The 487-nt window shown below is 53.6% G+C and carries 1 protein-coding gene; it reads left to right on the top strand.

The genetic code is table 11. From position 1 onward, the window contains the following. Positions 1 to 487: hypothetical protein (locus P0G09_RS15545; RefSeq protein ID WP_275253100.1), on the top strand; the 487-nt coding region annotated here is incomplete at both ends.

Genomic DNA, 487 nt, shown 5'->3' with positions numbered 1-487 from the left:
CAGAGCTGCAAGGCGTGATTTTCAAAGACCCTTCTGCGGATGCAGATGAGCCGGAAGCAGGCTGGCAGACTGCGGACGAGTATCTTTCCGGCAATGTGCGGAATAAACTGCGCATGGCTCAGCTTGCCGCTGAAAGCCACCCGGAGTTCAAGATCAATGTGGAGGCTTTGACCAAAGCGCAGCCGAAGGACCTTGAAGCATCAGAAATCGACATCCGACTGGGTGCCACATGGCTGAATCCCGCCATTGTGCAGCAGTTTATGATGGAGACTTTTCAGCCGCCCTACCGCATCCGCTATAACAACCTGATCCAAGTCCGCTACTCTCCATTTACGTCCGAATGGCGCATCGGCAACAAATCTGCCGCCGGAATGTATGATATCATGTCCACCGAAACCTACGGCACCCACCGGGCCAACGCCTACAAGATTTTGGAGGACACCTTGAATTTGCGGGACTGCCGCATTTATGATACCATTGAGGAGGA

The organism is Faecalibacterium sp. DFI.5.82 (assembly GCF_029076575.1).
Classification (GTDB): Bacteria; Bacillota; Clostridia; order Oscillospirales; family Ruminococcaceae; genus Faecalibacterium; species Faecalibacterium duncaniae.
The sequence above is the reverse complement of the archived record's forward strand: the minus strand, read 5'-3'. Positions and strand labels throughout refer to the sequence as shown.